At 72.5% G+C, this 8,569-nt stretch carries 8 protein-coding genes and 1 pseudogene; 7 read left to right on the forward strand and 2 right to left on the reverse strand.

All coding sequences use genetic code 11. The features are described from left to right. Positions 1 to 61 precede the first annotated feature (61 nt). Positions 62 to 871, forward strand: coding sequence for an ABC transporter permease (locus VF468_04755; GenBank protein ID HEX5877625.1), 810 nt, complete (start codon positions 62 to 64; stop codon positions 869 to 871). 387 nt (positions 872 to 1,258) lie between these two features. After that, positions 1,259 to 1,981: a PIG-L deacetylase family protein gene (locus tag VF468_04760; GenBank protein HEX5877626.1), complete on the forward strand. Its 723-nt coding sequence runs from the start codon at positions 1,259 to 1,261 to the stop codon at positions 1,979 to 1,981. A 79-nt stretch (positions 1,982 to 2,060) separates the two neighbouring features. Here VF468_04760 and VF468_04765 read toward each other — a convergent pair. Then, positions 2,061 to 2,522 (reverse strand): annotated as a pseudogene (locus tag VF468_04765) (methyltransferase domain-containing protein). Positions 2,523 to 2,682: 160 nt separating this feature from the next. Between VF468_04765 and VF468_04770 the strand changes: the two are divergent. The 4 genes from VF468_04770 to VF468_04785 are packed head-to-tail and all read left to right on the forward strand — an operon-like array spanning position 2,683 to position 5,634. Then, positions 2,683 to 4,116 (forward strand): IS21 family transposase, encoded by a 1,434-nt coding sequence (locus tag VF468_04770; GenBank protein ID HEX5877627.1) that lies wholly within the window; start codon positions 2,683 to 2,685, stop codon positions 4,114 to 4,116. Further along, positions 4,113 to 4,436: a hypothetical protein gene (locus tag VF468_04775; GenBank protein HEX5877628.1), complete on the forward strand. Its 324-nt coding sequence runs from the start codon at positions 4,113 to 4,115 to the stop codon at positions 4,434 to 4,436. Before VF468_04770 ends, VF468_04775 begins: the two co-directional genes overlap by 4 nt. 56 nt (positions 4,437 to 4,492) lie before the next feature. After that, the gene (gene istB, locus VF468_04780; protein HEX5877629.1) at positions 4,493 to 5,284 is read left to right on the forward strand and encodes an IS21-like element helper ATPase IstB; all 792 of its coding nucleotides are present in this window, start codon (positions 4,493 to 4,495) and stop codon (positions 5,282 to 5,284) included. Further along, positions 5,281 to 5,634 carry a hypothetical protein gene (locus tag VF468_04785; protein HEX5877630.1) on the forward strand — a complete coding sequence of 118 codons (354 nt, stop codon included), beginning with the start codon at positions 5,281 to 5,283 and terminating at the stop codon, positions 5,632 to 5,634. The genes istB and VF468_04785 overlap by 4 nt, the downstream gene beginning before the upstream one ends. A gap of 575 nt (positions 5,635 to 6,209) precedes the next feature. On the opposite strand, the gene VF468_04790 is transcribed toward VF468_04785, so the two are convergent. Beyond that, a complete protein-coding gene (locus tag VF468_04790; protein ID HEX5877631.1) occupies positions 6,210 to 6,845 on the reverse strand; it encodes a TetR/AcrR family transcriptional regulator C-terminal domain-containing protein in 636 nt (211 codons plus the stop codon). Positions 6,846 to 6,996: 151 nt separating this feature from the next. On the opposite strand from VF468_04790, the gene VF468_04795 reads away from it, so the two are divergent. After that, on the forward strand, positions 6,997 to 8,569 hold a 1,573-nt coding region (locus VF468_04795), incomplete at its 3' end, for an amidohydrolase (protein HEX5877632.1).

An 8,569-nucleotide genomic window follows, 5' to 3' on the forward strand; every position in this document is an offset into this window, starting at 1 on the left:
AAGTCGCCTCACCGAGCCTGGACGACGTCTTCTTCCACCTGACACGGAGCGGAGCGGCCGCATGAGCCTGACCCGCACAAGCTTCCACACAACGACGCTGGCACTGGACCAGCTGAGCATCCTGCTGCAACGCAGCCTGCGCACCAGCACCCGGGTGCCCCAGCTGCTGATGTTCTCCCTGACCATGCCGATGGCGATGCTGATCCTGTTCAGCCAGGTGTTCCGCAGCGTCGCCGACAGCCCAGCCTTCCCCGCCGGGGTCAGCTACATCGACTACGTCACCCCCGCGATGCTGGCCGTCTCCACCGTGATGGCCGGCACCAACGCCGGCGTCGCCGCGGCCATCGACCACGCCAACGGGCTACACGACCGGTTCGGCACGCTGCCGATGTCGTCGTGGCTGCCCGGTGTTGCCCGGATGGCCAACGAGACCCTGCTCACCCTGGCCCGGGCCGCCCTGCTGCTCGGCGCCGCGGCGGCACTGGGGTTCCGGTTCCACGGCACCCTGACCGACGCGGTCAGCGGGCTGCTCGTGGTCGTCGCGCTGGCCGCGGCGATGAGCGCGCTGTTCGGCGAGATCGGTGACCGACTGCGCCGCCCCGACGTCGTCCAGTTCGCCGGGATGATGATCATGATGCCGTTCATGTTCCTCTCCGCCGCATTCGCGCCGCTGGGCAGCATGCCGGACTGGATGGGCACCGTCGCCGCGGTCAACCCGGTCGAGCACGCCATCCACGCGTTGCGCGGCAGCGTGCTCGGCACCGCCACCACCGGCGACACCGCGACCGCGCTCGCCGCGGCCGCCGTCCTCTGGGGCATCGTCGTCCTGCTGCCGGGCATGGTTCGCCGGCGGCGCCGCCCGCGGCGATGAGCCCGCGCAGACCGGGAGCCCTGGGCACGCGCGCCCACCTGGAGCGGCACGACGTGGTGATCGTTGGTGCCCGCGCCGCCGGCGCGGCCACCGCGCTGCGGGCCCGCCCCGGGCACGACGTGTCGCCCTGCTCGACCGGTCGGTCTTCCCGGCCGACACCGAGTCCACCCACCAGCTGGCCCGCCCGGCCGTGGTCCAGCTGCGGCGGTGCGGCCTGCTGGACGAGTTCCTGGACGCACCAGCGATCCGCACAGCACCGCCGCGGTGACACGTTCACCCACCGAGGCGCTGGCGAACCGGGTGTGCGTCCATCCCGGCCGGCCATCGTCATCACGGGTAGGCCGATCAACCCCGGAGGTGCGTCGAATGAACCCGCAGCTACAACCGATGACGGAGGACTGGGGCCGGGCGATGGCGATCGTCGCCCACCCCGACGATCTGGAGTACGGCGCGGCCAGCGCGATCGCCCGCTGGACCGCCGCTGGTAGGCAGGTCGCCTACGTGATCGTCACCGACGGGGAGGCCGGCATCGACGCGATCCCCCCCGCCCAGGCCGGCCCGCTGCGCCAGAAGGAGCAGCTCGCCAGCGCGGCGCTGGTCGGGGTGAGCGACGTGTCCTTCCTCGGCCACCCCGACGGGGTGGTCGAGTACGGGCCGGCGCTGCGGCGCGACCTCGCCCGCCAGATCCGGCGGTTCCGTCCCGACGTGCTGCTCACCGCCACCCAGGAGCTCACCTACGGGCTGAGCGTCGGGCAACGGATCGTGAACCAGGCCGACCACCGGGCGGTCGGGATCGCGGTCCTCGACGCCGCCCGGGACGCGGCCAACCGCTGGGTCTTCACCGACCTGCTCGACGAGGGACTGGAACCATGGGCCGGGGTACGCCACGTCTACCTGATCGGATCGAACCAGCCCACCCATGCCGTCGACGTCACCGACACCCTCGATGCCGGGATCGCGTCGCTGCGCGCCCACCATGCCTACCTGCAGGGACTTGGCCGCGAGTTCGACCCCGAGGCGTTCCTGCGCGGCTTCACCGCGCAGGCCGGGCAGGCGATCGGCGTGCCCAACGCCGTCGCCCTCGCCCAGATCCAGGTCCAGGGCGTGTAGCACACGGCCGACGCCGGTCCCGGTGAGCGACCTTGAGTCGGTCGGCACCGCGGGAGGAACCAGTCGTGGGCCGAGCCGGTCAGTCCGGTGTCGTCGGCCTGGTGGCCCGGATGACCGCCGAGTGCACGCCGTCGCCGTGGTCGGCGGTGGCAGTGACCGAAACCTCGACAAGTCCCGCCGCGACCAGCAGGTTCTTGAACTCGCCGATGGTGAGAACACCGGCCACGCACCCGACGCGCCGCGCCGCCTCCGTGCGTCGCGCCGGCGCGGAGTCGTCCTCGGCGATGACGTCGCTGATCCCCAGCCGGCCACCCGGACGCAGCACCCGGAACACCTCGGCGAACACAGCGGCCTTGTCGCTGGACAGGTTGATCACGCAGTTGGAGATCACCAGGTCGATGGACTGCGCCGGCAGCGGGACGTGCTCGATGCTGCCGTGGATGAACTCCACGTTGGTTGCTCGTGCCTGCTGCGCGTTGCGTCGGGCAAGTTCGAGCATGTCGGCGCTGGCGTCCAACCCGTACACCGTGCCGCCGGGCCCGACCCGCTCCGCTGACGGCGCTCACCTGAACTTCCCCGGACCTGCTCACTGAAATTCCCTACCCGGAGCACCCCCCCTCCGGCGTGGCTGCGGTCACGCGCGGGGGGTCCCTTCGAGGCTCGTGATCACCACTCTCGAGCCCTCGAAGGGACCGGTATCGATGCTCACATGGGAGGAATCGTTGGAAGCGCAGGCTCTCCGCCGGCGGGGCTGGACGATCGCTGCGATCGCCCGGCATCTGGATCGTGACCCGAAGACCATTCGTGCCTACCTGTCGGGTGAGCGCACGCCGGGGGTGCGGCGCAGCTCGGCAGCTGACCCGTTCGCGCTGTTCGCGCCGTACGTGACGCAGCGGCTCACCGACGACCCGCACCTGTGGGCGACCACGTTGTACGACGAGGTGGTCGAGCTCGGCTACGCCGGCTCGTACCAGTCGTTCACCCGGGCGGTGCGCACCGGCGGGCTGCGGCCCGCGTGCGAGGAGTGCGCGGCCGCGACGAGCAGGGATCGGGCGATCATCGCGCACCCGCCGGGGGAGGAGACCCAGTGGGACTGGGTGGAGCTGCCCGACCCGCCGCCGGGTTGGGGGCTGTCCGGCGACGCGCACCTGCTGGTCGGGGCGCTGGCGCACTCGAGCCGGTGGCGCGGGGTGCTCGCCGAGTCCGAGGACCAGCCGCACCTGATCGAGGCCCTCGACCGGGTGGTTCGCCGGCTCGGCGGGACCACGCTGGCGTGGCGGTTCGACCGGATGGCGACCGTCTGTCATCCCGGCAGCGGCGAGGTGACCGCCTCGTTCGCCGAGGTGGCCAAGCACTACCAGGTGGCGGTGCGGGTCTGCCCGCCCCGCCGGGGCCGCCGCAAGGGTGTGGTGGAGAAGTCGAACCACGCCGCAGCGCAGCGCTGGTGGCGCACCCTCGCCGATGACGTCACGGTCGGGCAGGCGCAGGCCGACCTGGATGCGCTGTGCGCCCGGGTCGGCGACGCCCGCCCGCGCCGGGTGGACGGGGTCCGCACCACGGTCGGCGCGCTGGCCGACGCCGAGCCGCTGCAGCCCCCGCCGGGGGCGCCGTATCCGGCGGTGCTGGAGACCGCCCCGACGGTCACCGACCAAGCGTTGGTGCCGTTCCTCGGGAACTTCTACTCGGTGCCGCCGGGCCTGGCCGGCCGGGTGATGAGGGTGCGCGCCCGGCTCGGCGACCCGTATCTGGAGGTGGTCTCCGCGGCCGGGGCGATCCTGGCCCGGCATCGCCGCCAGCCTGACGGCGCCGGCGTGGTGCTCCGCGACGACGGGCACGTGGCCGCGCTCGAGGCGGTGGTGCTCGCCGGCGCGAACGCCACCGCCGGGCGGTGCAAGCACAAGACCCGACGACCCCTGACCGAGGCCGCGCTGGCCGAGGCCGCGGTACTGCGCGGCGAGCCGGCGAGCGCCGCGGGCGGGCAGGTGGTGGTGGACCTGGCCCAGTACGCCTCCGCTCTCGGCCAGCGAGGCACCGCGAGCACGTCGACCAGCGCCGCCACCACCACCGGGCCACCGGTGACTTCGCAACCCGGCCATCGCAATCCATCGCAGAAACCCAGCCAGGAGACCAGATGAACCCGCCCGTCACCGACCCGCTCGACCCGATCACCGAACCGCAGCCGGCCTGCCCCTGCCACCACGCCACCGACCGCCCGGACGAGGCCACCGTCACCGTCGGCGCGGCCGAGCTCACCCGCCTGGGCGAGCTGCTCACCGACATCGACGAGTTCCTGCGCTGCTGTGGCGGCCTCGCCGAGCTGCTTGCCGGCGTCCACGCGCACCGCGGCCACCCCCATCCGCGGTCTGCCGCCGCCACCCTCGTCGACGACGTCGGCTTCACCGCCCTCGGCCTGCGCCTCGACCCCGACCATCCCACCCCGGGGGGCGGCCAGTGAACGGCACCGGGTCAGCGACCAACGAACCCACCGACAGCCGAGGTGCGCCGGCGACGATGAGCCAGGCCGAGTGCTACCAGCGGCTGCGCGCACACCTGGCGTTCCTGCGGCTTCCCGCCGCAGCCGAGGCGCTGCCCGGTGTGCTTGACCAGGCACGCGAGCAGAACCTGCCGCTGGTCACCGCGCTGGAGCGGCTGCTGGCGGTCGAGGTCGAGGTCACCGAGGCGCGCCGGCTGGCGTCTCGGCTGCGGTTCGCATGCCTACCGGCGCCCTGGGCGCTGACCGACTACGACTACTCGGCCCAGCCCGGTGTCGACGAGACACTGATCGGTGAGCTGGCCACCCTGCGGTTCCTCGACGACGCGGCCAACGTGTTGTTCATCGGCCCGCCGGGCGTAGGCAAGACAATGCTCGCGATCGGCCTGGCCCGCGCCGTGGCCGAGGCCGGCCACCGGGTCTACTTCACCACCGCCGCAGACCTCGCCGCCCGCTGCGCCAAGGCCGCCCGCGAGGGCAGATGGGCCACCTGCATGCGGTTCTTCGCCGGACCGAGGCTGCTCGTGATCGACGAATTCGGGTACCGCAACCGGCTCGACGAAGACGCCGCCGCCGCCCTGTTCCAGGTGATCAACCAGCGCTACCTGAAGTCCAGCATCATCATCACCGCGCACATCGGCGTGGCCAGCTGGGCCGAACGACTCGGCGACCCGATGCTGGCCGCGGCCCTGCTCGACCGGCTGCTGCACAAGGGCATCGTCTGCGGCATCGACGGGCCCTCCTACCGGATGCGCTCCCACCAGGCCCGCGCCGAGGCCCTCCGCATCGCCAGCAAGGCGGCCACACCATGATCACCACCCGGGCCTGCGCCACCTGCGGCCAAGCCTTCACCGTCAACCCGCGCACCCCACGGCGGCGCTACTGCACCCCACGTTGCCGCGCCGAAGACTGGCGCCGCCGCCACAACCCGAGCCACGCCCCTACCTCATCGAACGCGGCGAACGCCGCCGACGGCGCCTGGCTGGCCGACAACGTCACGAACGTCGCGAACCCCGTACCGCCCGCGAACGACGTCGCGAACGACGACCGGCGAGCCAGCCTCGCCCGCTGCCCGCACTGCCAGACGCCGATCGCGGTGCTCACACTGCTCGTCCCACCCGCGGCAGCACACGTGGCACCCCCGCAGGCCCACCATGGCTGACCACCGCTGGCGGCCCCCTCCACCCAGCCAGACCCGGGCGAACATCCTCGGCCGCCTCCTCGCCGTCCTCGCCCCATCGCCCCTCACCCACGCCGTCGTCGCGCCCGCCCCCATCGACCACCACACCGGCGCGCCAGACGACGCCGACGAGCCCGCGCCAGCAGCCCCCAGCAGCCGCGCCCGAGGGCCACCCCGCCACCGGCGACACACCGCAACCCGCGTCACGCGGCGGAGGCCCCGAACAAGGCCCCCCACCCCACGAGCAACCGAAGGAGAACACCCGCCAGCACCATGTCCACACGAATACGGCCCCGCCGCGTCCATCAGAAAACCACGAACAGCATCCCGCACAAGACACGCCGAAGGACCCACAAACACGTGCCCCGACCACCGATAACGACTACCCTGACAACCAGCTCAGGTAGGGAATTTCGCTGAGCATCTCTGGGGAACTTCGCCGCGCTTCATCAACGCGATCGGATCGAGATGCATCATGCCGACGCCTATGACCGTGGTGGGCGGCAGCGACGCCGGCGAGCCCGTCGCGCCCAGCGCCGCCGGCAGGTTGTGACGAGCTATCGCGGCGCCCCGCGGGCGTGTTCCGTCCCGAGGGAGGCGCGGAACCCTTCTAGCAGCGCCAGCAACCCGACCTCGAAGGCCTGCTCTGGGCGGCTGATACCGGCGGGCAGGGCGGCGATACAGCCGGTCAGCACGGCGTGCCGTTCGGGGTCGACCCCCTCGATCATGACTTCGGGCATGCTGAGGTCGAGGGCCGATCCGAGCAGGAAGCTCTCCAGCGCGACGAACATCGCCAGCGCCTGTTCTCTGGGGAACCCGGCCTCCAGCAGGGCGGTTGTGGCGCCCTCGTATGCGTCGATCAGCTCGGGGGACCGCACCGGGGCGGTGGCCAGCATGCGAATCGCGGCGGGGTGTTCGGCGAAGACGCTGCGGTAGGAGCGGGCCCAGGCCGCGAGCCCCTGGTCCCAGGAGTGCGAGCGCAGCAGCGTGTGGTCGAGCTTGTTGAGCACTTCGAGCCGCACCAGTTCGACGATGTCGGCTCGCCCGTCGACATGGTGGTACAGCGAGGAGGGCTGCACGTGGAGCCGCTTCGCCAGCTCGGGGATGGTGAAGTCGCCCTTCTTGTCGACCAGGGCCAGTGCGGCCCGCCCGATCCGTCGGCGGTCGAGCAGGGCCTCGGTGGGTCGGGGCATCTGGTAGGGCTCCTTGTCTGCGGCCACGAGAACTTTACCGAAGTGGTTTCGGTAAGGGTCTTGCCTGCGGGCGCCGTCTCCTGTACCTTCCCTAAACCTAACTCGATTCGGTATCGCCCAACGTAGCAGCCCAATCGCCGAAGGAGCCATCATGACCCGCGCGGCCGACCTGGTGTTCCGCAACGGCGTGGTTTGGGACCATGCGGGCACCCCGGGGCGGGCTCCGCGGGCGCTCGCGGTCTCCGGCGGCCGGATCGTCGCGGTCGGCGCCGACGCGGAGGCCTTGGCCGCCATCGCCGGCGAGGTGGTCGATCTGGCGGGCGGGGCGCTGCTGCCGTCCTTCGGCGACGGCCACGTGCACCCCATCTTCGGCGGCCTGGGCCAGCGGTTCGCCGACGTACGGAACAAGTCGTCGGTCGCCGAGCTGGTGGACAGCGTGGCCCGGTGGGCGGCGGAGCATCCCGACGAGCCGTGGGTGCGCGGCGACGGTTACGACCCGACGCTGGCCCCCGGCGGTGTGTTCGAGGCCGCCTGGCTGGACGCCGTGGTCCCCGACCGGCCGGCGTGGCTGCGCGCCAGCGACTTCCACACCGCCTGGGTGAACACAGTCGCCCTGGAGATGGCCGGCATCGGCACCGGCACGCCCGACCCGGACGGCGGTGAGATCGTGCGGCGTCCGGACGGCAGCCCGGTGGGCACGCTACGGGAGTGGGGTGCCTTGCACCTGGTCGAAGCGGTCGCACCGCGGATCCCGGCCGGCGTGCTTGTGGACTGCCTGCTGCAAGCGGCCCGGCATCTGGCATCTCTCGGCTTCACCTGGGTCCAGGACGCCATGGTGCAGGCCGACGGGGTGGACGCCTGGCTTGCGGCCGCAGCGTCGGGCGGCCTAGCGGTGCGGGGCAACCTGGCGCTGCTCGCCTCGCCGGAGACCTGGCGCGCGGACCTGGACCGGTTTGTCGCCCAGCGCGACCGAGTCGCCCGGGAGGGTCGCGGCGTGGTGTCCGCGAACTCGGTCAAGTTCTTCGCCGACGGGGTGATCGAGGCCGGCACGGGCGCCCTGCTCGAACCCTACGACGACTGCCCGCACTCCCATGGCCTGCCGAACTGGGACTGGCCCGAGCTGGCCGAGGCGGTCGCCGCGGTGGACGCGCTGGGCTTCCAGCCCCACATCCACGCCATCGGTGACGCGGGGGTCCGCGGCGCCCTCGACGCTTTCGCGGTCGCTGAGCAGCGCAACGGCCCCCGCGACCGGCGCCCGGTGATCGCCCACGCGCACGTCGTCGACCCGGCCGACCGGCCCCGGTTCGCCGAGCTCGGCGTGGTCGCCAACTTCGAGCCGTTGTGGGCGCGGCCCGAGCCGCTGATCACCGAGCTGACCGAGCCGCGGCTGGGCCCCACCCGCAGCGGCTACCAGTACCCGATCGCCAGCCTGCTGCGCAGCGGGCGGGTGTCGTTCGGCACGGACTGGCCGGTGACCTCTCCGGACCCGCGGGCCGGCCTGGCCGTGGCCGTCACCCGGCGGCTGCTGGACGGCTCGCCGCACGATCCCTGGCTGCCGGAGGAGCGGATCACGATCCAGGAGGCCGTCGCCGCCTACACCCGCGGCGTCGCGTACCAGGCGTTCGAGGAGTCTGCCTGGGGCGACCTGGTTCCCGGCGCCCGGGCCGACCTGGTCCATCTGGGCGCAGACCCCCGTGGCACCGACCCGCTCGACCTGCCGAAAG

Source organism: Actinomycetota bacterium, assembly GCA_036280995.1.
Classification (GTDB): domain Bacteria; phylum Actinomycetota; class CALGFH01; order CALGFH01; family CALGFH01; genus CALGFH01.

Excerpts from the sequence above, each read along its gene's own strand:
- VF468_04770 (HEX5877627.1), top strand. The coding sequence starts at position 2,683 with ATGCTCACATGGGAGGAATCGTTGGAAGCGCAGGCTCTCCGCCGGCGG.
- istB (HEX5877629.1), top strand. The coding sequence starts at position 4,493 with ATGAGCCAGGCCGAGTGCTACCAGCGGCTGCGCGCACACCTGGCGTTC.
- VF468_04790 (HEX5877631.1), bottom strand. The coding sequence starts at position 6,845 with ATGCCCCGACCCACCGAGGCCCTGCTCGACCGCCGACGGATCGGGCGG.
- VF468_04775 (HEX5877628.1), top strand. The coding sequence starts at position 4,113 with ATGAACCCGCCCGTCACCGACCCGCTCGACCCGATCACCGAACCGCAG.
- VF468_04755 (HEX5877625.1), top strand. The coding sequence starts at position 62 with ATGAGCCTGACCCGCACAAGCTTCCACACAACGACGCTGGCACTGGAC.
- VF468_04760 (HEX5877626.1), top strand. The coding sequence starts at position 1,259 with ATGACGGAGGACTGGGGCCGGGCGATGGCGATCGTCGCCCACCCCGAC.
- VF468_04785 (HEX5877630.1), top strand. The coding sequence starts at position 5,281 with ATGATCACCACCCGGGCCTGCGCCACCTGCGGCCAAGCCTTCACCGTC.